Origin of the sequence: Sphingomonas sp. (assembly GCF_035998645.1) — a bacterium.
In the GTDB taxonomy this organism is placed as follows: domain Bacteria; phylum Pseudomonadota; class Alphaproteobacteria; order Sphingomonadales; family Sphingomonadaceae; genus Sphingomonas.
In genome coordinates this window covers 350,057-373,478 of record NZ_DASYHL010000004.1, presented here as the reverse complement: position 1 = coordinate 373,478, position 23,422 = coordinate 350,057, and the positions used below count along the sequence as shown (strand labels likewise).

Annotated in this window: 20 protein-coding genes; 13 read left to right on the top strand and 7 right to left on the bottom strand. The window is 66.6% G+C overall.

Annotated features, from left to right (window positions below):
• Window positions 1–7: 7 nt before the first annotated feature.
• Together alr and VGN66_RS11225 are read right to left on the bottom strand one after the other, a co-directional pair.
• Window positions 8–1,096 carry an alanine racemase gene (gene alr / locus VGN66_RS11230; protein ID WP_327518902.1) on the bottom strand — a complete coding sequence of 363 codons (1,089 nt, stop codon included), beginning with the start codon at window positions 1,094–1,096 and terminating at the stop codon, window positions 8–10.
• A 35-nt stretch (window positions 1,097–1,131) separates the two neighbouring features.
• Entirely contained in the window at window positions 1,132–2,730 is a 1,599-nt protein-coding gene (locus VGN66_RS11225; RefSeq protein WP_327518901.1) for an MFS transporter, read from the bottom strand.
• Between the two features lie 130 nt (window positions 2,731–2,860).
• Between VGN66_RS11225 and VGN66_RS11220 the strand changes: the two genes are divergently transcribed.
• The 9 genes from VGN66_RS11220 (at window position 2,861) to VGN66_RS11180 (ending at window position 16,412) form a co-directional block, all read left to right on the top strand.
• Window positions 2,861–4,474 (top strand): NAD(P)/FAD-dependent oxidoreductase, encoded by a 1,614-nt coding sequence (locus VGN66_RS11220; protein ID WP_327518900.1) that lies wholly within the window; start codon window positions 2,861–2,863, stop codon window positions 4,472–4,474.
• A 153-nt stretch (window positions 4,475–4,627) separates the two neighbouring features.
• The gene (gene mdh, locus VGN66_RS11215; protein ID WP_327518899.1) at window positions 4,628–5,590 is read left to right on the top strand and encodes a malate dehydrogenase; all 963 of its coding nucleotides are present in this window, start codon (window positions 4,628–4,630) and stop codon (window positions 5,588–5,590) included.
• Entirely contained in the window at window positions 5,590–6,186 is a 597-nt protein-coding gene (locus tag VGN66_RS11210; RefSeq protein WP_327518898.1) for a hypothetical protein, read from the top strand. Before mdh ends, VGN66_RS11210 begins: the two co-directional genes overlap by 1 nt.
• Complete coding sequence (gene sucD / locus VGN66_RS11205; protein ID WP_066659385.1) at window positions 6,187–7,071, top strand: succinate--CoA ligase subunit alpha; 885 nt, start codon at window positions 6,187–6,189, stop codon at window positions 7,069–7,071.
• 70 nt (window positions 7,072–7,141) lie between these two features.
• Window positions 7,142–10,111 (top strand): 2-oxoglutarate dehydrogenase E1 component, encoded by a 2,970-nt coding sequence (locus VGN66_RS11200; RefSeq protein WP_327518896.1) that lies wholly within the window; start codon window positions 7,142–7,144, stop codon window positions 10,109–10,111.
• Window positions 10,112–10,137: 26 nt separating this feature from the next.
• A complete protein-coding gene (odhB, locus tag VGN66_RS11195; RefSeq protein WP_327518895.1) occupies window positions 10,138–11,376 on the top strand; it encodes a 2-oxoglutarate dehydrogenase complex dihydrolipoyllysine-residue succinyltransferase in 1,239 nt (412 codons plus the stop codon).
• Window positions 11,377–11,589: 213 nt separating this feature from the next.
• Entirely contained in the window at window positions 11,590–12,984 is a 1,395-nt protein-coding gene (gene lpdA / locus VGN66_RS11190) for a dihydrolipoyl dehydrogenase (RefSeq protein WP_327518894.1), read from the top strand.
• A 114-nt stretch (window positions 12,985–13,098) separates the two neighbouring features.
• Window positions 13,099–15,006 carry a diguanylate cyclase domain-containing protein gene (locus VGN66_RS11185; RefSeq protein WP_327518893.1) on the top strand — a complete coding sequence of 636 codons (1,908 nt, stop codon included), beginning with the start codon at window positions 13,099–13,101 and terminating at the stop codon, window positions 15,004–15,006.
• 68 nt (window positions 15,007–15,074) lie between these two features.
• Window positions 15,075–16,412: a serine hydrolase gene (locus VGN66_RS11180; protein WP_327518892.1), complete on the top strand. Its 1,338-nt coding sequence runs from the start codon at window positions 15,075–15,077 to the stop codon at window positions 16,410–16,412.
• Between the two features lie 50 nt (window positions 16,413–16,462).
• Here VGN66_RS11180 and mgrA read toward each other — a convergent pair whose 3' ends face one another.
• Window positions 16,463–17,470: an L-glyceraldehyde 3-phosphate reductase gene (gene mgrA / locus VGN66_RS11175; protein WP_327518891.1), complete on the bottom strand. Its 1,008-nt coding sequence runs from the start codon at window positions 17,468–17,470 to the stop codon at window positions 16,463–16,465.
• Window positions 17,467–18,114: a YoaK family protein gene (locus tag VGN66_RS11170; protein ID WP_327518890.1), complete on the bottom strand. Its 648-nt coding sequence runs from the start codon at window positions 18,112–18,114 to the stop codon at window positions 17,467–17,469. The genes mgrA and VGN66_RS11170 overlap by 4 nt, the downstream gene beginning before the upstream one ends.
• 91 nt (window positions 18,115–18,205) lie before the next feature.
• Here VGN66_RS11170 and VGN66_RS11165 point away from each other — a divergent pair, with 91 nt between their 5' ends.
• The 3 genes from VGN66_RS11165 to VGN66_RS11155 are packed head-to-tail and all read left to right on the top strand — an operon-like array spanning window position 18,206 to window position 19,771.
• Window positions 18,206–18,766, top strand: coding sequence for an RNA polymerase sigma factor (locus VGN66_RS11165; protein WP_327518889.1), 561 nt, complete (start codon window positions 18,206–18,208; stop codon window positions 18,764–18,766).
• Window positions 18,759–19,109: a DUF6768 family protein gene (locus VGN66_RS11160; protein ID WP_327518888.1), complete on the top strand. Its 351-nt coding sequence runs from the start codon at window positions 18,759–18,761 to the stop codon at window positions 19,107–19,109. The genes VGN66_RS11165 and VGN66_RS11160 overlap by 8 nt, the downstream gene beginning before the upstream one ends.
• Window positions 19,110–19,141: 32 nt before the next feature.
• Complete coding sequence (locus VGN66_RS11155; RefSeq protein WP_327518887.1) at window positions 19,142–19,771, top strand: trimeric intracellular cation channel family protein; 630 nt, start codon at window positions 19,142–19,144, stop codon at window positions 19,769–19,771.
• 193 nt (window positions 19,772–19,964) lie between these two features.
• On the opposite strand, the gene VGN66_RS11150 is transcribed toward VGN66_RS11155, so the two are convergent.
• The 3 genes from VGN66_RS11150 to sppA all read right to left on the bottom strand — a co-directional run bounded on the left by VGN66_RS11150 (window position 19,965) and on the right by sppA (window position 22,874).
• Window positions 19,965–20,351, bottom strand: coding sequence for a hypothetical protein (locus VGN66_RS11150; RefSeq protein WP_327518886.1), 387 nt, complete (start codon window positions 20,349–20,351; stop codon window positions 19,965–19,967).
• 64 nt (window positions 20,352–20,415) lie between these two features.
• The gene (locus tag VGN66_RS11145) at window positions 20,416–20,979 is read right to left on the bottom strand and encodes a GNAT family N-acetyltransferase (protein WP_414713206.1); all 564 of its coding nucleotides are present in this window, start codon (window positions 20,977–20,979) and stop codon (window positions 20,416–20,418) included.
• Window positions 20,976–22,874 (bottom strand): signal peptide peptidase SppA, encoded by a 1,899-nt coding sequence (gene sppA, locus VGN66_RS11140; RefSeq protein WP_327518885.1) that lies wholly within the window; start codon window positions 22,872–22,874, stop codon window positions 20,976–20,978. The genes VGN66_RS11145 and sppA overlap by 4 nt, the downstream gene beginning before the upstream one ends.
• Before the next feature lie 235 nt (window positions 22,875–23,109).
• Between sppA and groES the strand changes: the two genes are divergently transcribed.
• Window positions 23,110–23,397: a co-chaperone GroES gene (gene groES / locus VGN66_RS11135; protein ID WP_066660780.1), complete on the top strand. Its 288-nt coding sequence runs from the start codon at window positions 23,110–23,112 to the stop codon at window positions 23,395–23,397.
• Window positions 23,398–23,422: the final 25 nt, after the last annotated feature.

Below are 23,422 nucleotides of genomic sequence, written 5' to 3'. Positions count from 1 at the left end.
TCCTCTGTTACCCAAGATGGTACGCGTCAGCGCCTTTCGCAACGCTGAACCGAAATCGGACTTTTCCCCAAATCCGGTCGAACCGCGCGCCAAGCCCGGTCAGCAGCTCATATTGCGACAGCCCCGACAGCGCGGACGTCGCGGGCAGGTCATAGGCGAACGCGAGCCAGTCGCCCTCGCCCAAGTCCGGCGCGGCGCTGACATCCACTGCGGTCAGATCCATCGACACGCGCCCGATCACCGGGACCGGAATCCCGCCCGCCATCGCCATCCCCTTGCCCGAGAAACAGCGCAGATAACCGTCTGCATAGCCAAGATTGACGATCGCCACCTCAGTGTCCGCAGGCGCGGTCCAGGTCAGGTTATAGCCGACGCCCTCGCCCGCCGGCACCAGCCGCCGCTGCAGGATCTGCGCCTCGGGCATCACCACCTGCCGCATCCGCCCCGCCAGCGCAGGCACCGGTGCCGCGCCATATAGCGCGATGCCTGGGCGGGTCAGATCGAACGCATAGTCCTCGCCCAGCGCGATGCCCGCCGAATTGGCCAGGCTCATCCGCCGCGCCCCGGTCCGCCCGCGCAACGCAGCAAAGGCGTCGCGCTGCTGCCCGTTGAGCGGCACGTCCTCGTCCGCGCTGGCCAGATGACTCATCAGCGTCTCGACCTGCAGCCCGTCGAGCAGACCCGCCGCGACATCCGCAGGCGCGATGCCCAGCCGGTTCATCCCCGTATCGACCATCACGTCGCACGCCCCGCCCCCGGCCTCCCGCCAGCGCCGCACCTGCTGCATGCTGTTCAGCACCGGCCGGGCATGGGACGCCGCCAGCGCCACGGCCATATCGGCGTCGCGCACGCCATGCAGAACCGACACCGCAACCCCGGCATCCGCCAGCACCAGCGCCTCGCCCCAGGTCGCGACAAAGAAATCGCAACACCCGGCCTCCGCCAAGTGCCGGACCACCTCACGCGCCCCCAGCCCATAGCCATTGGCCTTCACCGCCGCACCGCACGCCGCCGCCCCGCTCATCGCGGCAAGCGTCCGCCAATTGGCGACCAGCGCGTCCCGGTCGAGACGCAGGCGAAGCGGGGAAGCGGTCATGGCGCCCGACTAAGCCGGAGTGTCAGTCGCCGCAATCACTCGTGAACCAGATCGCGTTCCTTGAGGAAGAACAACGTCACCACCAGCGCCATCGCAACCACGATCCAGGTGTACCACAGCCCCGAATAGGGATCGCCGCTTTTGGCCACCATATACTGGCTGATCAGCGGCAGGAATCCGCCGAAATAGCCGGTGCCGATATGATAGGGGATCGACATCGAGCTATAGCGGATGCGCGGCGGAAACAGCTCGGTCAGCAACGCGGCGACCGGGCCATAGGTCGCCCCCGACAATGCCGCCAGCGCGACGATCGCGATCAGGATCAGCACCAGATCGACCGTGCCCGGCGTCACCCGCTCAAGCGAATAGCCCGACTCCGACAGCGCCTTGTCGATATCGACCGAGGTGTTGGACACCACCGGGATGCTGCCGATCGCGACCGATGCCGATGGTGTTACCTCCTGCGTATAAGGAATGCCCTTTTTCGACAGATAATCCATCAGCTGGCCGCACGTCGTCGATTGCTGCGCGGCGAACGGATCATAGGCGCAGTCCGGCCCCGACACGACCACCGGCGAGCGCTTCGCCGCCTCCGCCAGCCCCGGATTGGCGGCATGCCCCATCGCCCAGAATAGCGGGAACAGCAGCAACAGGGTGAAACCATAGCCGATGATGATCGGCTTTTTCCGCCCGATCTTGTCGGAGAGCTTTCCAAACAGGATGAACCAGAACAGCCCAGCCGCCGCGCCGCCAGCTGCGAGCAGCTGCGCCACCACCGGCTCGACCCGCATCGGCCCTTGCAGGAAGGACAGGACCGAGAAGGTCGCGGTGTACCAGATCACGGTCAGCCCCGCCGCGATCCCGAACAATGCGACCAGCAACCGCCGCCAATTGCCGGGATAGGTAAAGCTCTCCTTGAGCGGATTGCGCGCAATCTCGCCCGACGCCTTCATCGCCTTGAACACGGGGCTTTCGTTCAATTTCACCCGCATCCACAGGGAGATCGCGAGCAAGGCGATCGAGAAGATGAACGGCAGGCGCCAGCCCCACTCGTCGAAACTGTCCGCCGGCATCGCAAAGCGCGTCGTCAGCACCACCGCCAGGCTCAGGATGAACCCCGCCGACACGCTCGCTTGAATGAAGCTGGTGTGATAGCCGGCGCGGCCCGGCGGCGAATGCTCCGCGACATAGATCGCCGCCCCGCCATATTCGCCGCCCAGCGCAAGGCCCTGCAGAATGCGCAGCCCGATCACGATCATCGGTGCCGCAACGCCGATACTGGCATAGGACGGTACAAGCCCAACGCCCGCGGTCGCGATGCCCATCAGCGTGATGGTGACGAGGAAGGTGTATTTGCGCCCGAGCTTGTCGCCCAGATAGCCGAACAGCACCGCACCCAGCGGGCGGAACCCGAACCCGACCGCAAAGCCGGCCCAGGCATAGAGCGCCTCCAGCACCGGATTGCCGGTCGCGAAGAAGGTCCGCCCGATGATCCCCGACGCGGCGAGCGTGCCGTAGATGAAGAAGTCATACCATTCGAATACGGTGCCCAGCGACGACGCGGTCACCACCTGCCGCATCTCCGCCTTGCTCGGCTCGCGCACCTGCCCCGGTTCGTCCGCTACGCTCGCCATTCGCAATCCCCCACTTCCCTTGGATGAGAGGTTTAACGGGTTGGTAGGGGTCGGCAAGGGGCAAGCCGTCGCTCCCCTCCACCGCAGGGGAGGAATTGGAAACCGCACCATTCCCCTCTAAAGCCCCCTCATGCTCCGTCTCTCCGGCCTCAACCTCCCGCTGAATCATCCGCCCGAAGCCGTTCCCGCCGCGATCTGCGACCGGCTCGGCATCGCCCGCGCCGACCTGATCGGCTGGACCCTGTTCAAGCGCGGCAACGACGCGCGCCGCCGCAACGCGATTCAGCTCGTCTATACCTTCGACCTCGACCTCGCCGACGAAGCGGCGGTGCTCGCCCACTTCCCCGACGACAAGGATGTCCGCCCCACCCCGGACATGGCCTATCGCCCGCCGGTCACCGCGCCCGCAGGCTGGTCCGGCAAGCGCCCGGTGGTCATCGGCGCGGGGCCGTGCGGCATCTTCGCGGGCCTGATCCTCGCACAGATGGGCTTCCGCCCGATCATCCTCGATCGCGGCAAGGTGGTGCGCCAGCGGACCAAGGACACCTGGGGCCTGTGGCGGCGCAGCGAGTTGAACCCCGACAGCAATGTGCAGTTCGGCGAGGGCGGCGCAGGCACCTTTTCCGACGGTAAGCTCTATTGCCGGGTCAAGGACCCCCGCTTCCTCGGCCGCAAGGTGCTGGAGGAGTTCGTCAAGGCCGGCGCGCCCGACGACATCTTGTGGGAGGCGCATCCGCATATCGGCACCTTCCGCCTCGTCACCATGGTCGAAAGCATGCGTGCGGCGATTGAGGAACTGGGCGGCGAATATCGCTGGCAGACGCGGGTCGATGACATCGAACTGGATGCAAACCGCAACATTCGCGGCCTGCATCTGCACGACGGCAGCTTCATCGAAACCGATCAGGTCGTTCTCGCGGTCGGCCACAGCGCGCGTCCGACGTTCGAGATGCTCCACCGCCGCGGCGTGCATGTCGAGGCCAAGCCCTTCGCGATCGGCGTGCGGATCGAACATCCGCAGGCGTGGATCGACACCGCCCGCTTCGGCAATTGTGCCAAGCACCCCGATCTCGGCCCCGCCGCCTATTCGGTGGTGCATCACGCCTCGAACGGGCGCAGCGTCTACAGCTTCTGCATGTGTCCCGGCGGCCGCGTCGTCGCCGCGACCAGCGAAGAGGGCCGCGTCGTCACCAACGGCATGAGCCAATATTCGCGCGCCGAATTCAACGCCAATTCCGGCCTGGTCGTCGCGATCGATCCGGCGCGCGACTATCCCGACGGCCCGCTGGCCGGCCTCGCACTCCAGCGCCACTTCGAGGATCTGGCGTACATCGCCGGCGGCTCCAACTACAACGCCCCGGTCCAGCGCGTCGGCGACCTGCTCGCCGGCCGCGCCTCGACCGCAGTCGGTGAAGTCGTGCCGAGCTACAAGCCCGGCGTGACCCCCACCGACCTGTCCGCCTGCCTGCCGTCGTTCGCGATCGAAGCGTTCCGCGAGGCACTGCCCATCTTCGGCCGCCGCATCGCCAATTACGATCACCCCGATGCGATCATGACCGGCGTCGAAACGCGCACCTCCAGCCCGATCCGCATCACCCGCAACGGCGACCTGCAGAGCCTCAACACCCCCGGCCTGTTCCCCGCCGGCGAAGGTGCAGGCTATGCCGGCGGCATCCTCTCCGCCGCGATCGACGGGATCAAGGTGGCGGAGGCGGTCGCGGGGCGGTTGGTTGGCGCAACCTAAACCCCGCTTATTGCAACTAATTCGCAGACGCAAAGATTTCTTGACGGCGGGCAATTCGTCGGTTGCCCAGCCTCTATAATGCGCCTAAGGCGCCTCCGTCCCTGCGGCCAATAAGTAGGACCGGCCGCCCAACGCATGTTCAGGGAGGCTCATTTGGCCCGCAAGAAAATCGCCCTTATCGGCGCCGGCAATATCGGCGGCACGCTTGCTCACCTCGCCGCCCTGAAGGGTCTTGGCGACATCGTCCTGTTCGACGTGGTCGAGGGCGTTCCGCAGGGCAAGGCGCTCGACCTTTCGCAGTGCGGCCCGGTCGAGGGCTTTGACGCCACCATCACCGGCAGCAACGACTATGCCGACATTGCGGGCGCGGACGTGATCATCGTCACCGCCGGCGTCGCGCGGAAGCCGGGCATGAGCCGCGACGACCTGCTCGGCATCAATTTGAAGGTCATGAAGGCCGTTGGTGAAGGCATTGCCGCCAACGCCCCCGACGCTTTCGTCATCTGCATCACCAACCCGCTCGACGCGATGGTGTGGGCGCTGCGCGAATTCTCAGGCCTGCCGCACAGCAAGGTTGTCGGCATGGCCGGCGTGCTCGACAGCGCGCGCTTCAGCCACTTCCTCGCCGACGAGTTCAAGGTGTCGGTCAAGGAAGTCACCAGCTTCGTGCTCGGCGGCCATGGCGACACCATGGTCCCGGTGGTCGAATATTCGACCGTCGCCGGCATCCCGATCCCCGACCTGATCAAGATGGGCCGCTCGACCAAGGAGCGCATCGACGCGATCGTTGCGCGCACGCGTTCGGGCGGCGGCGAGATCGTCGGCCTGCTCAAGACCGGTTCGGCCTTCTACGCCCCCGCCACCAGCGGCATCGCGATGGCCGAAGCCTATCTCTACGACCAGAAGCGTCTGCTGCCCTGCGCCGCACACCTGACCGGCCAGTATGGCGTCGATGATCTGTATGTCGGCGTTCCGGTGATCATCGGCGCGAATGGCGTCGAGCAGGTGATCGAGATCGACCTGAATGACGAGGCCAAGGCCAATCTTCAGGTCTCGGTCGACGCGGTCAAGGAACTGCTCGTCGCGTGTAAGGCCATCGACAGCTCGCTCGCCTGATGTCGGCGCTCGCCGCCCTTATCGCAGCATTCGGCATGGCGCAGGCGGCACCCGCCCCTGCGCCATCGCCGCTGTTTGTGGCGTTCAAGGCGGCATGCTTCGATCTGAAGGGCGCGGACGGCAAGTCCGCGTTCGATAAGGTTGCGCCCGCCGCCACGGCTGCGGGCTGGACCGAAGTGGCTGAGGCCGAGGCCGACCCGCGTATCGCGCGCATCACGGCAATGGGCCGCAAGGCGGTTCAGGCCGAGGAGCCCGACGGCACTCAGACCGGCCAGATCTTCCGCCACAGCTTTGACGGCCGCACCGTCTGGCTCGTCACCAGCCGCTTCGTCGCGAAGGAAGGCTATTGGGGCGATGGCTGCCGCGCCTATGACCTCGACGCACCCGCCGCACCGTCGCGCGAAGTGATCGACGGCTGGGTCGGCAAGGCTCCGACCGGCGTTCAGGCCAACGGCACCGCCACCAAAAGGCTGTGGGAACCGTGGCAGACTGGCGTCGCACTCGAAATTACCTATGTCCCGCGCGGTCACCCGCTGGGCACGTCTTACGGCATCCAGGGCCTGGTCCTGGTCTCGCAATCTATCGGAGGGTTCTGAATGTCCATTCTCATCGACCGGAATACCAAGGTCATCACGCAGGGTATGACCGGTGAGACCGGCACCTTCCACACCCAGCAGGCGCTGGCATATGGCACCCAGATGGTCGGCGGCGTCACGCCGGGCAAGGGCGGCACCACGCACATCGGCCTGCCGGTGTTCGACACGGTTGCCGAGGCCAAGAGCAAGACCGGCGCTGACGCATCGGTGATCTACGTCCCGCCGCCCTTCGCCGCGGATTCGATCCTTGAGGCGATCGACGCCGAAATCCCGCTGATCGTGTGCATCACCGAAGGCATTCCGGTGCTCGACATGGTCAAGGTGAAGCGCTCGCTGTCGGGCAGCAAGTCGCGCCTGATCGGCCCGAACTGCCCCGGTCTGCTGACGCCTGGCGAGTGCAAGATCGGCATCATGCCGGGCAACATCTTCTCCAAGGGCAGCGTCGGCGTCGTCTCGCGCTCGGGCACGCTGACCTATGAAGCGGTGTTCCAGACGACCAATGCGGGCCTGGGTCAGACCACCGCAGTCGGCATCGGCGGCGATCCGGTCAACGGCACCAACTTCATCGACGTGCTCGAGCTGTTCCTGGCCGATGATGCGACCGAGAGCATCATCATGATCGGCGAAATCGGCGGCGACGCCGAAGAGCAGGCCGCGCAGTTCCTGATCGACGAAGCCAAGCGTGGCCGCAAGAAGCCGATGGCCGGCTTCATCGCGGGCCGCACCGCCCCTCCGGGCCGTCGCATGGGCCATGCCGGCGCGATCGTGTCGGGCGGCAAGGGCGATGCCGAGAGCAAGATCGCGGCGATGGAGGCAGCGGGCATCCGCGTGTCGCAGTCGCCCAGTCTGCTCGGCGAAACGCTGCTTGAAGCGCTGAAGGGCTGACACACCACTCCCGGCCGGGTGCGCGCGGCGCGCGGCCCGGCCATTCCCCGGGGGTAGAAGGAATTTGATGATGGGCGTTGATGGGTTGGATTTCGCGGAGATCGCTGGTGGCGTGAGCCCCGCCTTCGTCGAGACGATGTACGCGAAGTTCAAGGCCGATCCGTCGGCGGTCGAAGCCGGCTGGCGCGTGTGGTTCGAGGGGCTGGAAACCACCGCGAGCGGCCCGAGCTGGGCCAATCCGCGCTGGCCGCTCAAGGACACCGACGCGCTGACCGCCGCGCTCGACCCGACCCAGATGGAGCCCGCGCCCAAGCCCGCGCGCGGCGGCGCCCCTGCCCCGGCGGCGGCCCCGGCCCCCGCTGCGTCAGGCGCCGACATCGCCCGCGCGGCGAATGATTCGATCCGCGCGATGCTGCTGATCCGCACCTATCGCGTGCGCGGCCATCTCGCCGCCAATCTCGACCCGCTCGGCCTCGCCAAGCAGGAGCTGCCGGCCGATCTGACGCCGGAATATCACGGCTTCACCGACGCCGACATGGACCGCCCGATCTTCCTCGGCGGCAATCTCGGCCTCGAAAAGGCGACGATCCGCGAGCTGATCGCGATCCTGCGCCGCAATTACTGCGGCAATGTCGGCCTCGAATACATGCACATCGCCGATGTCGAGGAGCGCCGCTTCCTGCAGGAGCGGCTTGAGGGCCAGGACAAGGCGATCGAATTCTCGCCCAACGGCAAGAAGGCGATCCTGTCCAAGGTGATCGAAGCCGAGCAGTGGGAGAAATTCCTCGGCAAGAAATATGTCGGGACCAAGCGCTTCGGCCTCGACGGCGGTGAATCGATGATCCCCGCGATGGAGGCGATCATCAAGTACGGCGGCCAGTACGGCGTGCGCGAGATCGTGTACGGCATGGCGCATCGCGGCCGCCTCAACATGCTCGCCAACGTGATGGCCAAGCCCTATCGCGTGATCTTCCACGAATTTGCCGGCGGTTCGGCCAACCCCGACGATATCGGCGGTTCGGGCGACGTGAAGTACCACCTCGGCACCAGCACCGACCGCGAGTTCGACGGCATCAGCGTGCATATGTCGCTGGTCGCCAACCCTAGCCACCTCGAGGCGGTCGACCCGGTCGTGCTCGGCAAGGTCCGCGCGCAGCAGACCAACCGCAACGACCTTGAGAACCACGAGCAGGTGCTGCCCGTGCTGCTGCACGGTGACGCGGCGTTCGCTGGTCAGGGCATCGTGTGGGAGTGCCTCGGCTTCTCAGGGATCCGCGGCTACAACACCGGCGGCTGCATCCACTTCATCATCAACAACCAGATCGGCTTCACCACCAGCCCGCAATTCGCGCGCTCCTCGCCCTATCCATCGGACGTGGCGAAGGGCGTGATGGCGCCGATCTTCCACGTCAACGGCGATGATCCCGAGGCAGTGACCTTCGCGTGCAAGATGGCGATCGAATATCGCCAGAAGTTCAAGCGCGACGTCGTCATCGACATGTGGTGCTATCGCCGCTTCGGCCATAACGAAGGCGACGAGCCCTCGTTCACCCAGCCGCTGATGTACGCCAAGATCAAGGGCCATCCTGGCGTCGCCGACCTCTATGCCAAGCGGCTTGAGGGCGAGGGCGTGATCGATGGCGGCTTCGCGGCCAAGCATATCGCCGACTTCACCGCGCATCTCGAAGACGAGTTCAGCGCGGGCGCGACCTACAAGGCGAACAAGGCCGACTGGTTCGGCGGTCGCTGGTCGGGCCTCAGCGCGCCGGTGGAAACCGAAAGTGCGCGCCGCAATGTCGAAACGGGCATCGACAAGAAGCTGTTCGACAGTCTCGGCCGCACGCTGACCAGCGTTCCCGAGGGGCTGACCCCGCACAAGACGCTGCTGCGCGTGCTGGATGCCAAGGCGAACATGTTCAAGTCGGGCGAGAATTTCGACTGGGCGACCGGTGAGGCTTTGGCCTTCGGCGCGCTGCTGTCGGAAGGCTATGGCGTGCGCCTGTCGGGCCAGGATTCGGGCCGCGGCACGTTCAGCCAGCGTCACGCCGTGTGGGTCGACCAGACCGACGAGCGCAAGTACGTGCCGCTCAACGAAATCCCGCACGGTCGGTTCGAGGTGCTCGACAGCCCGCTCTCAGAATATGGCGTGCTCGGTTTCGAGTACGGCTATGCGCTCGCCGACCCCAAGAGCCTGGTGCTGTGGGAGGCGCAGTTCGGCGACTTCGTCAACGGCGCGCAGATCATGATCGACCAGTTCATCGCGTCGGGCGAGTCCAAGTGGCTGCGCGCCAACGGCCTCGTCATGCTGCTCCCGCACGGCTATGAAGGCCAGGGCCCCGAGCATAGCTCGGCGCGTCCCGAGCGCTTCCTCCAGCTGTGCGCGGGCGACAATATGCAGGTCGCGAACGTCACCACCCCGGCGAACTATTTCCACCTGCTGCGCCGCCAGATGCACCGCAGCTTCCGCAAGCCCCTTGTGGTGATGACCCCCAAGTCGCTGCTGCGCCACAAGATGGCAGTCTCCACCGCCGACCAGTTCCAGGGCGATACGCACTTCATGCGCATCCTGTCGGACCCTTCGGCCCCGGCGGACCGCGATGTGAAGCGCGTGGTGCTGTGCACCGGCAAGGTCGCCTACGACCTGATTGAGGCACGCGATGCTGCGGGTGACCAGAACACTGCGATCATCCGCATTGAACAGCTCTACCCCTTCCCCGGCGAACCGTTGGTCGCGCGCCTCGCGCGCATGCCCAATGTCGAAGAAGTGGTGTGGGCGCAGGAAGAGCCACGCAACAATGGCTACTGGTTCTTCGTTGAGCCCTATATCGAGGCATGCATGGTCGAAGCGGGCATCAAGCCGCAGCGTCCGCGCTATGCCGGTCGCGCCCCGGCGGCATCGCCCGCCACCGGCCTGATGAAGCGTCACCAAGCCGAACAGGGCGCGCTCGTTGCCGACGCGCTCGGCCATAATGTGCGCGAGGAAATCCGCCGCGCACGCACGACCGAAGACTCCAAGACCGCCGGCAAGCCCGGCGCGTAAGAATTCCCCAGGAAGGACACAGCGAGATGGCCACCGAAATCCTCGTCCCCGTGCTGGGCGAATCGATCACTGAAGCGACACTGGGCGAATGGCTCAAGCAGCCGGGCGAGGCGGTTGCCGCCGACGAACCGATCGCCAGCCTTGAGACCGACAAGGTCTCGGTCGAAGTCCCCGCCCCCGTCGCAGGCGTGATGGGCGCGCATGCCGTCGCGGTTGGCGACACCGTCAATGTTGGTGCGCTGATCGGCACGATCGAGGCTGGCGCGGGTGCCGCCGCGGCCCCCGCCGCTGCAGCGCCGGCCCCGGCTCCCGCCGCTGCCGCGCAGCAGGCTCCTGCAGCCCCCGCCGCCGAGCCCGCTGGCGAAGCCGCAGCCGCGTTGTCGCCCGCCGTGCGCCGCGCGGTGCTCGAGCATGGCGTCGATCCCGCGACGATCACCGGCACCGGTCGCGATGGCCGCATCACCAAGGAAGACGTGGTTGCCGCCGCGTCGTCGAAGCCTGCGACCGCGCCGGTTGCGGCCCCTGCCCCGGCGCCCGCCGCTGCCGCCACCGCATCGACCGGCGGTCGCAAGGAAGAGCGCGTGCGGATGACGCGCCTGCGCCAGACCGTCGCCCGCCGCCTCAAGGACGCGCAGAACACCGCTGCGCTGCTCACCACCTTCAACGACGTCGACATGACCGCGGTCATCGAAGCGCGCACCAAGTACAAGGATCTGTTCGAGAAGAAGCACGGCGTCCGCTTGGGCTTCATGGGCTTCTTCGTGAAGGCCGCGTGCATGGCGCTCAAGGACATCCCCGCCGTCAACGGCCAGATCGACGGCGATGAGATCGTCTATCACGACTATGCCGACATCTCTGTCGCGGTCAGCGCGCCGCAGGGCCTGGTCGTCCCCGTCATCCGCGACGCCGACCAGATGAGCGTCGCGCAGGTCGAAAAGACCATCGGCGACTTCGGCAAGCGCGCCAAGGACGGCTCGCTCAAGATGGAAGAGATGAAGGGCGGCACCTTCACCATCTCCAACGGCGGCGTGTTCGGGTCGCTGATGTCGACCCCGATCATCAACCCGCCGCAGTCGGCAGTGCTCGGCCTCCACCGCATCGAAGACCGCGCCGTGGTGCGCGACGGCCAGATCGTCATCCGCCCGATGATGTATCTCGCTCTGTCCTACGATCACCGCCTGATCGACGGGCGTGAGGCAGTCACCTTCCTCGCTGCGCTCAAGAACGCGATCGAGGACCCGACCCGCCTGCTGATCGACCTGTAAAGTGGACGAATTCCTTCCGCCTTGGCTCAAGCATCCGGAACTCGGAGCGCGGTCGATGGGCTGGCGGATGGGGTATGGCGAAGATTATATGGAGCAGTTCGACAACTGGTACGCAGCACTCGGGAGCGGTGGCCGCAAGGAATACCGTGATCGATACCCTGAGCCAGATGATTGGAACGAATTTTACGCGCGGCGTCGCGGGAGCAACTGACAATGGCTGAATACGACTTCGACGTCCTCGTGATCGGTGCCGGGCCCGGCGGTTATGTCGCGGCAATCCGCGCGGCGCAGCTTGGCCTGAAAGTGGCCTGCGCCGAGGGGCGTGAGACGTTGGGCGGCACCTGCCTCAATGTCGGGTGCATCCCGTCCAAGGCGCTGTTGCACGCCTCCGAGCTGTACAACGAAGCCGCCAGCGGCGCGCTCGCCAAGCTCGGCGTGAAGCTCGGCAGCGTCGAACTCGACCTCGATGCGATGCACGCGCAGCGGCTCGACGCGGTCAAGGGCCTGACCGGCGGCATCGAATATCTGTTCAAGAAGAACAAGGTCGAATGGCTCAAGGGCTATGCGTCCTTCACCGGCAAGGACTCGGTCCAGATCGGCGACCGTACCGTCCGCGCCAAGAACATCGTCATCGCCACCGGCTCCAGCGTCACCCCGCTGCCCGGCGTCGAGGTCGACCAGAAGATCGTCATCGACTCGACCGGCGCGCTCGAACTGCCCAAGGTGCCCGAGCATCTCGTCGTCATCGGCGGCGGCGTGATCGGGCTTGAGCTGGGCAGCGTGTGGCGCCGCGTCGGCGCGAAGGTGACCGTGGTCGAATATCTCGACCAGATCCTCCCCGGCTTTGACGGCGACGTGCGCAAGGAAGCGCAGAAGCTGTTCAAGAAGCAGGGCATCGAGTTCAAGACCGGGACCAAGGTCACCGGCGTTGCGATCAATGGCGACAAGGCCACCGTCACCATCGAACCCGCCAAGGGTGGCGCGGCGGAAACGATCGAGGCCGACAATGTCCTCGTCGCGATCGGCCGCCGCCCGAACACGAGCGGCCTCAACCTCGAAGCCGCCGGCCTCACCGTCAACGCACGCGGCCAGATCGAGATCGGGCACGAGTTCGAAACGTCGGTCGACGGCATCTGGGCGATCGGTGACGTCGTCCCCGGCCCGATGCTCGCGCACAAGGCCGAGGATGAGGGGATCGCGGTCGCGGAGAATATCGCTGGCCTCACCGGCATCGTGAACCACGACCTGATCCCGTCGGTCGTCTACACCATGCCCGAAATCGCCGGCATCGGCCTGACCGAAGAAGCGGCGAAGGAAAAGGGCGAGATCAAGGTCGGGAAGTTCCCGATGGCCGGCAACAGCCGTGCCAAGACCAACCACGAGCCCGACGGCTTCGTGAAGGTTATCGCCGACGCCAAGACCGATCGCGTGCTCGGCGTGTGGATCATCACCAGCCTCGCCGGCACGATGATCGCCCAGGCGACCCAGGCGATGGAATTCGGCGCGACCAGCGAAGACATTGCCTATACCTGCCACGCCCACCCGACGCACAGCGAGGCGATCAAGGAAGCGGCGATGGCGGTAACCGGCAAGCCGATCCACGTCTGAGGCGATCAGTTCGACGATGATGCGGGGTGCAGCGCGCCCCGCATTAGCTGTGGCTTAACCCGTCCCGTTTAACACGGGACGATGGTCGCCCGCTTTCCTGCACTCCTTCGGGATATGTCGATTGCGACGCGGACGGCGATCACGCTCTCCGCCCTGATCGGGCTGATCTTCATCATATCGGGCGTCGCGTCCTATGACGATAGCAGCCGCCGGTCGCGGGAAAGCGGGCTGGCGACGCTCGATCATTATGCGCGCCAGCTTGCGCAGCAACAGGAAGCGCGCTTCGCCCGCATCCGGTCGACTCATGCCCGTGCGAGCGAATTGCTGCGGGCCGAGCTGGCCGGAAACCCAGCGCTCGACAATGCGGCAGTGTTCGACACGTTGTTTCCCACCGATCCGCGCGGTGGCCGGCGCAGCGCCGATGCGCTGTTCACCGGCGGCAACACGGTGTTTGGCCATGTTCGCGGCGTCGGCGCCTTCATCCCGCGCGAACCCGATCTCGCGGCGCGCCGCCGGCTGATCGCCGCGACCGGCGTCGTCAGCCAGTTGGGCGAGGGTGTCAGGCCGGAGCTGGAAAGCCTCTATTATTTCACACCCGACAATGCGCTGGTGATCTTCGCCGCCGATCGTGCCGACCAGCTGCGCTTCTACCGCAAGGACGCGCCGAGCACGCTGGATTTCCAGCGTCAGGAATTTGCGACGGTCACGACCCGCGCGGCCAATCCCGCGCGCACGATGCGCTGCACCGCGCTGCGTCACATCATGTATGACCGCACCGGTGGCACCTGGACTACCGGCTGCATGACCCCGATCGACCTGGACGGGCGGCATGTCGGCAGCTGGGGCACCAGCGTGCTGCTCGACAGCCTGATCCCGGCGAACGAGTTTGACGACGTACCCGGCACCGGCGTCATCCTGATCTCGCGTGAGGGGCGGCTGATCCATCATCCCGACTATACCCATCAGAAGAAATCCGGGCCTGAATCGATGCTCGACCTGACCGCGACGCGCGACCCGCGGCTGGCGGCGCTGTGGTCCTTCGTGCAGCAGCATCGCGACGGCAACTTCCTGGGCGAGGCCGAGGGGCTGGGCAGCTTTGTCGCGATGCGCCGGATCGAAACGCCGGGCTGGTACGCGCTGGTGGTTCAGGATGCTGCGGTGATGCAGGCAGAATCGAACCGCCTGATCCTGCGGGTCGCGCTGACGGCCGCGATTTGCCTCGTCCTTCAGGCGCTGGCCATCGCGCTGCTGATGCGGCGCCGCGTGGGCGAGCCGCTTGCCCGCCTGATCGAACGCACCCGCGCGCTCACCCGCCGCGTTCCCAGCGCGCGCTTCGTCGATGTCGACCGCGTCGCAACGCGCGACGAGGTGGCCCAGCTGACGCATGATTTCGACATCATGGCCGCGCGGATCGGATCGGCGCAGAGCGAACTCGAACGCAAGGTCGCGGATCGGACCAAGGCGCTGCGGCGGGCCAATCTCGAGCTCAAGCTGATCGCGACCCGCGACCCGCTGACCGGCATTCCCAGCCGCCGCCATCTGGCGAGCGAGATCGACGCCCGGCTCGCGGTGCTGGGCGGTGAGGGCCATTATCTGCTCGCCTTCGACGTCGATCACCTGAAGCGGATCAATGAGGTCCATGGCGAGGAAACCGGCGACCGCGCGCTGATCAACATCGCCAATGGCATCGCCGCATTGCTGCGCGAAGGCGATCTGTGCGGGCGAATCGGTGGCGCGGAGTTCGGCGCCTTTGTCCGCGCGGACTGCCAGGCCGAGGCGATGACCGTCGCCGAACGCGTGCGCACCGGCCTCTACGGCCTCGAAACCCCGGGCCGTTATGGCGAGATGATCCGGGTGACGGTCAGCGCCGGCGTCACCGGCGCGTCGATCGGCGACAGGTTCGACTCATTGCTGCTCCGCGCCGAAGCGGCACTCGAACAGGCCAAGCGCGGTGGCCGTGACCGCGCCGTCTGGCACCGCCCCGCCGGGCGCCGCCAGAACACAACGATGCACTCGGCCTGATCGTCGAGCAGCGCTTGCCTTCCCCCGCCCGACCGTTATAGTCAGGCAACACACAGGGGGATATATTCATGCGCCGCTACGCCGCCATCGCACTTGCCGCGATCGCTCTTACGCCCCTGCCCGCGCTGGCGCAGGACCCCGCGCGCATGGACGCCGTGGTCCGCGACGAAGCAGACAAGGGCGCGTTCATGGGCGCGGTGCTGGTCGCGCGCGATGACGTGGTGCTGTTCGACAAGGGCTATGGATCGGCGAACCTTGAATGGAAGATCGCCAATGACGGCGCCACCAAGTTCCGGCTCGGATCGGTCACCAAACAGTTCACCGGCGTCGCGATCCTTCTGCTGCAGGACCGCGGCAAGCTCACCCTCGACGCGCCGGTCAAGACCTACCTGACCGATGCTCCCGCGGCGTGGGACAAGGTGACCGTGCGCCATCTGCTCACCCACAGCTCGGGCATCCCCAATTTCACCGGCTTCCCGGATTATGGCGCGACCAAGACGCTGCCCGCCACTCATGCCAGCCTGATCGCGCGCTTCCGCGACAAGCCGCTCGACTTCGCACCGGGGGAGAAATTCTCCTATTCCAACTCAGGCTATGTGCTGCTCAGCGCGATCGTCGAGAAATTGAGCGGCCAGAGCTACGCCGCGTTCGTCGCCGAGAATCTGTTCAAGCCGCTCGGCATGGCCGACACCGGCTATGACACGCACGCGATGATCCTGCCACGCCGCGCCTCGGGCTATTCCCCGTCCAAGGACGGCCCGATCAATGCCGACTATGTCAGCATGACCATCCCGCAGGGCGCCGGCGCGCTCTATTCCACCACGCGCGACCTGCTGAAATGGCAGCGCGGCCTGTACGGCGGCAAGCTGCTCAAGCCCGCCTCGCTCACCGCCTTCCGCACGCCGTACAAGGACGGTTACGCGCTCGGCATCGGCGTCCTGAGCGCGGGCGGCGTCACCACGATCGAGCATGGCGGCGGGATCGAGGGGTTCAACACCTCGCTCGCCTATGACCCCGACCGCAAGATCACCGTGGTCGTGCTCGGCAACCTCAACGGCCCTGCGCCGGGCAAGCTGTCCACGTCGCTGATGACGCTCGCGCGTGGCGGTGCGGTGGTGCTGCCCGGCGAACGCCAGACCGCAACGGTCGCGCCCGATCAGCTCGCGCAATATGAAGGCGTGTACGAACTCACCCCGACCTTCGCGATCACGATGCGGGTCAAGGACGGCAAGCTGATGACCCAAGCGACCGGGCAGCAGGAATTCGAGCTGTTCCCCGAAAGCAAGGACCGCTTCTTCCTCAAGGTCGTCGACGCTCAGGTCGAATTCACCCGCGACGCCAACGGCAAGGTGACCGGGATCATCCTCCACCAGGGCGGCCGCGCGACCCCCGCCCCGAAGAAGTAGCGTCAGGTCCGCCGCGTCGATCCTCCCCCTTCCGGGGGAGGACAAGGCCGCTACACCCGCTCCCCCACCTTCGCCGCGAACCGGTCGATCGCCGCCAGTTCCTCCGCGCTGAAGTCCAGCGCCTTCACCGCGTCCAGCGAATTGTCGAGCTGCTCCACCGTCCGCGCGCCGATCAGTGCGGAGGTCATGCGCGGGTCGCGCAGCACCCAGGCGATCGCTATCTGCGCCAGGCTCTGCCCGCGCGCTGCGGCAATGTCGTTCAGCCCGCGCAGCCGCGCCACCATCGCCGCATCCACCCGCTCACGCCGCAGCGAGAAGTCCTTCGCCGCGCGCCCATCCTCCGGCACCCCGTTCAGATAGCGCCCACCAAGCAGCCCCTGCGCGAGCGGCGAAAAGGCGATGCACCCCGCCCCCGCTTCCTCCAGCGCGTCGAGCAGCCCATCCTCGATCCAGCGGCTCAGCATCGAATAATCGGGCTGGTGGATCAGCAGCGGGACGCCCTCCGCCTTCAAAATCTCCGCCGCGCGCCGCGTCGCCTCCGGCGTGTAGCTCGAAATCCCGACATAGAGCGCCTTGCCCTGCCGGTGCAGTTGCACCAGCGCGCCCATCGTCTCCTCGATCGGCGTGTCGGGATCCATGCGGTGCGAGTAGAAGATGTCGACATAGTCGAGCCCCATGCGGTGCAGCGACTGGTCGAGGCTGGCGATCAGATACTTCCGGCTCCCGCCATCGCCATAGGGTCCGGGCCACATGTCCCACCCCGCCTTGGTCGAGATGATCAGCTCGTCGCGATGCGGCTTGAGATCGCTTGCCAGCACCCGCCCGAACGTCTCCTCGGCCGAGCCATAGGGGGGCCCGTAATTGTTCGCGAGGTCGAAATGGGTGACCCCGCGATCGAACGCGCGCAACAGCATCGCGCGGCCGGTCTCATAGACATCGACCCCGCCGAAATTCTGCCACAGCCCGAGCGAGATGGCGGGCAGCACGATCCCGCTACGCCCGCACCGGCGATAGGGCATTCCACCGGCATAGCGGTCGGCGGCGGGGACATAGGTCATCGGGTGGCTCCTCGGGTCAATCCTGCCGCGACCAGCGTCAACCCGCCTGCCGCCAGTGCGGCGATCCATAGCGCCGCATCCGCCGCCGCCAAGCCCACCTTCGCTCCCAGAACCACGCCGACCGCAAAGCCCAGCCACAGCGCGAGGTGCGGCACGAATGCCCAGCGCTCGGGATCACCCATCAGCGCGCCCGCCAGCCGCTGCGCCATCCGCACCAGCGATCCGGTCATGTAGGAAACGCCGATCGCCACCTCGCCATCGCGCGCGAACACGCCATTCTCCATCCCCATCGCCGCCGCGACCAGCAGCAGCGGGAGCGGCCCCGGCACCAGCATCCACAGCGCCGCCGCCAGCGCCAACGTGACCGTCACCGCGCTCAGCACCGCAACCTTGCGCCGCGCCGCAAAGTGCCGTGCGATGATCGTCGCCACCATCACCCCGGCGACGAATGCCAGGATCAGCGCCGCCGCCAATAATGCCGTCCCGTCCGCCAGCCCGATCCCGACGCCCAGCCGGGTCGAATTGCCGCTCATGAACGACACGAAATAGCCGCCGAGCCGGGTGAAGGCGATCGCATCGACGAACCCGGCGAGCGCGGCCAGCGCGACGGCGAGCGCGATGAAGCGGGGGGCATAATCCTTCATGGCGCCCATTCTCCACAGCGACACCGCCACGCCAAGCGGGAAATCGCATCGCCGATTGAACCGAATGTCATTCCGGGCGCACCTTGTCCGCATGAACGGGGAAACACAGCAGGCCGAGCGCGCCGCCGATGCCTGGCTGGTGGTCGCGGCGCAGGCGGGGGACCGGCGCGCGATCGAGCGGCTGGTCGCACGCTGGCATCGTCGGCTGGTCGCGCATGGCTGGCGGCTGACCGGCGACCGCGCGATGGCCGAGGAAGCGGTGCAGGCCGCGTGGATCGACATCATGCGCGGCATCGGCGCCCTGCGCGATGAACGCGCCTTCCCCGCCTGGGCCTATCGCATCGTCACGCGCAAGACCGCCGCCGCGATTGGCGACCGGGTCGCGGGCCGCGCGCTCGCGACCGCATTGGAGGACGCCCCCGTCCCCGCACCGCCGACCCCGGAGGATGCCGCCGATGGCACCACCCTGCGCCGCGCCGTCGCCGCGCTGCCCCCCGGCCATCGCGCCGCGGTCGCGCTGCATTATTTCGAGGGGCTGAGCATCGCCGAAACTGCGGTCGCGCTCGGCATTCCCGCCGGAACCGTCAAGACCCGCCTGATGCACGCCCGCGCCAGGCTCAGAACCCAATTGGAAGGAGAGTCCCATGCGTGACCATGACATCGACGCCGCCATCGCGGCGGAAGAACGCGAGTTGATGCGCCAGATCGGCGAAGAACCCGGCTATCTCACTCAGGTCGGCTCGCTGTTCGGCGGCAGCCTTGGCTGGACCAGCGCAGTGGTGCTCATCGCCCAGACGCTGATGTTCTTCGCCGGGGCCTATGCCGCCTGGCGCTTCTTCGCCGCAACCGAGACGCTCGACGCACTGCGCTGGGGCTTCCCCGCGATGACGCTGATCATCGTCGCGACGATCTTCAAGGCGGCGATGCTGCCCGTGCTGCATATCCAGCGCGTGCTGCGCACCCTCGCCCGGCTTGGAGTCGGCCCGGCGCGTTGACCGCGAGCGAGCGGGGTGAGACAGGGTGGCCCATGTCCCCCACCCCGCTCCCGCTCGGCACCGTGCTGCCCTGGCTCGACCTGTTCGGCATCGCGGTGTTCGCCGCAACCGGCGCACTGGCGGCGGCCGGGCGCGGGCAGACCTTCGTCACCGCCGCCTTTTTCGCGCTGATTACCGGAGTCGGCGGGGGCACGATCCGCGATCTGCTGATCGACGCGCCGGTGTGGTGGGTCCACCACCCGTTCGTCGCGGCCCTGTGCCTCGGCGTCGCCGGGCTGATCTGGGTCACGCCGCAACGCTGGTGGCAGGGGCAGGGATTCGACTGGCTCGATGCTGCGGGGCTCGCCGCCTATGCCGTGTTCGGCGCGGCCAAGGCGTTGAGCTTTGGCATCCCGCCGGTCCCGGCAATGCTGATGGGCGTGCTCACCGCTTGTGCCGGCGGCATCATCCGCGACGTGCTGGCGGGGGAGCCTTCGATCCTGATGCGCCCCGAACTCTACGTCACCGCCGCCGCGCTCGCCTCCGGGCTGCATGTCGGCCTGACGCTTGCGGGACTGCCGCTCTACGCCGCCAGCCTCATCGCCGCGAGCGCCGGCTTCGCGCTACGCGCCGCCGCGATCCGGTGGAAGCTCGCGTTACCCGCCTATCGCGGCGGGGTTTAGGGCATATCGAAGTTGAACGCATCTCCCCTCCCTGAAAGGGAGGGGGCGGGGGTGGGTGCGCGCGTCTGCGCGCTCAAAACACCCAATCCGACCGCCCGACAAAAAAGCGGCAAGCGAGGCATCGAGCCTCGCTTGCCGCTAAACCCACCCCTTTACCCCTCCCTTTCAGGGAGGGGAGTTAAAGGTCGATAGTTCAGGGCTCCATCAGCCAGGCAATCGCCGCCTCGCGCGAATCGAACACGCCGATGTCCTTGCGCACCTGCTGCACCCGCCGCGCCTGCATCCGCGCCGTCGCAGTGGTGACGACGAAGGCGATTTTCCGCGCCCAGATTTCCCGCACCGCCGGATGGTCCAGCGTTTGCAGCGTCTGATCGATCGTCGCGGTTGGCATGCTCGGCACCGCGCTCAGATCGTACAGCGTGACATGCTGGCCGATGTCCGGCCCGAAGGTCTGGATCGCGGCGCGCAGTTCCTCGCCCGCCCAGGACGCATCTTCCGGCCCGAGCATCGCCAGCATGGTCAGGATCGCCAGCTTGCGCTCACGGTCGATCTCGACTCGATGGGTGGGCGCAACCTGCATGAGCGCATTTTAGGAAAGAATGGCGGCCAAGTCATTCGCCGCCGACTAAAAATTGTGCGGCGGGTCAGCCCCGGACGACACCAACCTCGCTGAACGGCTTCGGCTCAACCGGCGGGATCGCGCTGTCATTCAGCACGCATTGCCAGATGCCGATATCGACCCAGCGACCTTCCTTGAACCCGATCTCGCGCAACTGTCCGGCGCGGCGAAAGCCGACCTGCTCATGCGTCTTGATCGACTGATCGTTGGGCAATGAGATCACCCCGACTGCCTGGGTGAAGCCCTGCGCGCGCAGCGTGTCGATCAGCGCCTTATACAACAGCCGCCCGACGCCCTGTCCCTGCACCGCGCCCGCGACATAGACCGATGTTTCGACGACATAGCGGTACGCCGCACGCTCGCGGAACTTGGTGGCATAGGCATAGCCCAGCACCCCGCGTCCCTCGGCATTGGTCGCGACGATCCACGGGAACAGCCCGTCCGACGCCTCCATCCGCCCGCGCATCGCGCGCGCGTCGGGAGGATCGAACTCGAAGCTCACCGTGCCAGTCAGCACGTACGGCGCATAGATGGCCGCGATCGCCGCAGCGTCTCCCGGCTCTGCGGCGCGCAGCTGGATCTGTATCACCAGCCCAGCTTCGCCATCACCAGATCGATCAGCCGCGCGTCCGCCTGCGCCTGCGGCCCCGTCATCGGGCCATAAGACGCGCACTCAAGGCAGCGTGCCTGCATCGACGACGCACCCGCCAGCCGCTTGGCATCGCCCAGCGCCTGCGCCAGCACCGCGCGACGATCGCCGGCGATACGGGCATAGAGGTCGCCGCCGCTCTCCGGCGCAGCCTCTTCCTCATCGCTGTCGCCGCCCGACATCAGCCCACCGATCAGCGCGCTGAACCAGTCGGGCTCCTTCTCAAGGAACACCGCATGGGTCTTGGCCGGGTCGAGCTTGGCTCGCTTCGCCGCCTCGGCAATCGCGGCGTCGAGATTGCCGAACCGGTCGACCAGCCCCAGCTGACGCGCGGTGCCGCCATCCCACACGCGGCCCTGACCGATTTCATCCACCCGCCCCGGGGTCATCTTGCGCGACCCGGCGACCAGGCCGATGAAGCGGCGATAGCCCTGCTCGATCCCCGACTGCAGCACGCGGTCCACTTCGGCATTGGTGCCGGCATAGACGTCGGGCTGGCCGGTCAGCGGCGTGGTCTTCACCCCGTCCGACGTCACGCCGATCTTGGCGAGCGTATTCTCGAACGTCGGCAGGATGCCGAAAATGCCGATCGACCCGGTGATCGTGTTCGGTTCGGCAAAGATCACGTCGCCCGGCGTCGCAACCCAGTAACCGCCACTCGCGGCGAGGCTGCCCATCGAGACGACGACCGGCAGTTTCTGTTCCTTCGCCACCAGGATCGCCTGACGGATACGCTCGGACGCCAGCGCCGACCCGCCCGGCGAATCGACGCGCACGACCAGCGCCTTCAGTTTCTTGTCGGCCAGACCCTTGAGCAGCAGATTGGCGATCGTATCGCCCGCCGCCACGCCCGGTCCCGCCTTGCCATCGACGATCTCGCCCGCAACCGTGATCACGCCGATCGCTTCGCCGGTTTTCTCGACCGGATTGGCCTCCAGCCAGTTGGCGAGCTTGATCGTCTTGTAGCTGCCCGCCGGCTTTTTCGCGTCGACGCCCGCGATTTCCGCCACGCGCTTGCCGAACGCGAGCCGGTCACCGAGCTTGTCGACCATGCCGAGCTGCTGGTTCATCTTGGCGAAGTCGCCATTCGCGGCGGCGACAGCATCGGCCGGATTGGTCAGCAGCGGTTCGATCCGCGCCTTGGGCCGCGCCTTCTTCACCGCTTCCTGCCACTGGCCAAAGATCGCGCCGTACAGCGCCTCATTGGCCTGCTTCGCCTCGGGCGACTGCTGGGTCAGGATATAGGGTTCGACCGCCGACTTGAACTTGCCGACCTTATAAACGTGCGTGGTCACGCCGAGCTTGTCGATCAGGCCCTTGTAATAAAGCCGCGATCCGCCCGGGCCGCTGAAGATCGTGCCGCCCATCGGGTCGACCCAGATTTCGCTGGCATTGGCGGCGAGCAGATAGCTCGCGTCGCTATAGCCGGTGGCATAGGCCAGGACGGGTTTCTTCGCCTCGCGCACGCGGCGGATCGCCTCGCCCACTTCGGCCACCGCAGCGGGATAGCCGCCGCCGAACCGGTCGAGGTCGAGCACGACCACCTTGACCCGTGCATCATCCTTGGCCGCATCAAGCGCACGGACCAGATCGCGCATGCGATGTTCACGCGGCGCCTGCCCGCCGCCAAGGCCACCGAACGGATCGGCCTCGGCCGGCTGTTCGACGATGGTGCCGTCGATCGCCAGCAGCAGCGCGCCGTCCTTGACCGCACCCGGATTGGGCCGCGCCGACAGCAATGCGAACAGCGCCCCGAAGAAAAACAGCATGAACAGCAGGACCAAGGCGTCCTTGATGCCGACGAGCAGCTTCCATGCGCCGCGTACCAGTTTCACGTCATATTCTCCGAGATGCCCCGCGCAATTGACACACAGGTAAGGCTTGCGCGCAAGCGAGTAAAGCCGCTGTGTTAACGAGGTGATACAGGCGGCATCCTCACCTCACCGACAAATTGCGTTAACCCGCCGCCGACCCGTTGACGCTCCCCGACACCGCGCCCATATGACCGCTGCTGGCACTCACCGGGGGTGAGTGCCAACAATGCTATTCAACCACGTTCAGGAGAGCTCCATGAACTTTCGTCCGCTGCACGACCGCGTGCTGGTCCGCCGCGTTGAGGCCGAGGCCAAGACCGCCGGTGGCATCATCATCCCCGACACCGCCCAGGAAAAGCCGCAGGAAGGCGAAGTCGTCGCCGCTGGTTCGGGCGCCAAGAACGAAAAGGGTGAAGTCACCCCGCTCGACGTCAAGGCCGGCGACCGCATCCTGTTCGGCAAGTGGTCGGGCACCGAGGTCAAGGTGAACGGCGAAGACCTGCTGATCATGAAGGAAAGCGACATCCTCGGGATCGTCGGCTGACCCTTCTCTAGCTCACCTTTGTCAC

Excerpts from the sequence above, each read along its gene's own strand:
- alr (WP_327518902.1), bottom strand. The coding sequence starts at position 1,096 with ATGACCGCTTCCCCGCTTCGCCTGCGTCTCGACCGGGACGCGCTGGTC.
- VGN66_RS11225 (WP_327518901.1), bottom strand. The coding sequence starts at position 2,730 with ATGGCGAGCGTAGCGGACGAACCGGGGCAGGTGCGCGAGCCGAGCAAG.
- VGN66_RS11220 (WP_327518900.1), top strand. The coding sequence starts at position 2,861 with ATGCTCCGTCTCTCCGGCCTCAACCTCCCGCTGAATCATCCGCCCGAA.
- VGN66_RS11210 (WP_327518898.1), top strand. The coding sequence starts at position 5,590 with ATGTCGGCGCTCGCCGCCCTTATCGCAGCATTCGGCATGGCGCAGGCG.
- sucD (WP_066659385.1), top strand. The coding sequence starts at position 6,187 with ATGTCCATTCTCATCGACCGGAATACCAAGGTCATCACGCAGGGTATG.
- VGN66_RS11200 (WP_327518896.1), top strand. The coding sequence starts at position 7,142 with ATGGGCGTTGATGGGTTGGATTTCGCGGAGATCGCTGGTGGCGTGAGC.
- odhB (WP_327518895.1), top strand. The coding sequence starts at position 10,138 with ATGGCCACCGAAATCCTCGTCCCCGTGCTGGGCGAATCGATCACTGAA.
- lpdA (WP_327518894.1), top strand. The coding sequence starts at position 11,590 with ATGGCTGAATACGACTTCGACGTCCTCGTGATCGGTGCCGGGCCCGGC.
- VGN66_RS11185 (WP_327518893.1), top strand. The coding sequence starts at position 13,099 with ATGTCGATTGCGACGCGGACGGCGATCACGCTCTCCGCCCTGATCGGG.
- VGN66_RS11180 (WP_327518892.1), top strand. The coding sequence starts at position 15,075 with ATGCGCCGCTACGCCGCCATCGCACTTGCCGCGATCGCTCTTACGCCC.
- mgrA (WP_327518891.1), bottom strand. The coding sequence starts at position 17,470 with ATGACCTATGTCCCCGCCGCCGACCGCTATGCCGGTGGAATGCCCTAT.
- VGN66_RS11170 (WP_327518890.1), bottom strand. The coding sequence starts at position 18,114 with ATGAAGGATTATGCCCCCCGCTTCATCGCGCTCGCCGTCGCGCTGGCC.
- VGN66_RS11165 (WP_327518889.1), top strand. The coding sequence starts at position 18,206 with ATGAACGGGGAAACACAGCAGGCCGAGCGCGCCGCCGATGCCTGGCTG.
- VGN66_RS11160 (WP_327518888.1), top strand. The coding sequence starts at position 18,759 with ATGCGTGACCATGACATCGACGCCGCCATCGCGGCGGAAGAACGCGAG.
- VGN66_RS11155 (WP_327518887.1), top strand. The coding sequence starts at position 19,142 with ATGTCCCCCACCCCGCTCCCGCTCGGCACCGTGCTGCCCTGGCTCGAC.
- VGN66_RS11150 (WP_327518886.1), bottom strand. The coding sequence starts at position 20,351 with ATGCAGGTTGCGCCCACCCATCGAGTCGAGATCGACCGTGAGCGCAAG.
- groES (WP_066660780.1), top strand. The coding sequence starts at position 23,110 with ATGAACTTTCGTCCGCTGCACGACCGCGTGCTGGTCCGCCGCGTTGAG.